Genomic DNA, 1,011 nt, shown 5'->3' on the forward strand with positions numbered 1-1,011 from the left:
TCTAGATGATTGATTCCAAGGGGTTGCCTGCGGACATGAAGCGAGGGCGTCCAAGATCGTTGTGTGACGAACAACCTGAACACCCTCGCGACCGCACTCTATGTGAAGATCGACGACTGGCTGAAGGCGTTTCCGGAGTTGGCGCCGTGGCGTCCCCGGGTAGGGATCGCCCCCAAGCTCGGCGACGCCGAATTGGTGACGCTGGCGGTGATGTCGGCGCTGCTGGGGTTCACCTCCGAGCGGCGGTGGCTGCGTCATGCGCGCAGCGAGCTGTCGGGGATGTTCCCCTACCTGCCCGGGCAGCCGGGTTACAACAAGCGGCTGCGGGGTGCTTGGGGCCTGGTCGTGCACATGATCCAGGTGCTGGGCCGGGACACCTCGCTGTGGAGTGACGACGTGTGGGTGATCGATTCGACACCGGTGGAGTGCGGCCGCTCCCGGGAGACCGCACGCCGTTCGCAGCTGGCCGGCTGGGCCGAGTACGGCTACTGCGCCTCGCATTCGCGGTTCTTCTGGGGGCTGCGGCTGCACCTGCTGTGCACGCTGGGCGGTCTGCCCGTCGCGTTCGCGCTAACCGGTGCCAAGGCCGACGAGCGCACCACCTTGCTGGACATGCTGGACGCCGATCCCGACCTGGCCGCCCGCCACCCCGGGCAGACCATCATCGGCGACCGCCACTACTACGGCCGCGCGTTCGAGGACGCCCTCACTGAGGGTGACCTGCGGCTGCTGCGCCCGGCCCGCAAAGGCGAACCACCACGGGCTGCGACCCCGCTGTTCAAGCCGCTGCGGCAGACCATCGAGTCGATCAACCAGACCTTCAAGGGCCAACTGGACCTGGAACGACACGGCGGCCGGACCGACACCGGCGTCATCGTCCGGGTGGCCACCCGAGTCCTGGCCCTCACCGCGGCGATCTGGCACAACGACAAGACCGGCCAGCCGGTCGCCCGCTCCCTGACCGCCTACGATCACTGACCGCAACAACAGCCCTTGGAATCAATCATCTAG

Annotated in this window: 1 protein-coding gene; it reads left to right on the forward strand. The window is 67.3% G+C overall.

Going from position 1 to position 1,011, the window contains the following annotated elements:
- The first annotated feature begins 63 nt into the window (after positions 1-63).
- Positions 64-978, forward strand: coding sequence for an IS982 family transposase (locus tag CHC11_RS39980; RefSeq protein WP_089317117.1), 915 nt, complete (start codon positions 64-66; stop codon positions 976-978).
- Positions 979-1,011: the final 33 nt, after the last annotated feature.

The sequence above is a fragment of the Actinomadura mexicana genome (genome assembly GCF_900188105.1).
GTDB lineage: Bacteria > Actinomycetota > Actinomycetes > Streptosporangiales > Streptosporangiaceae > Spirillospora > Spirillospora mexicana.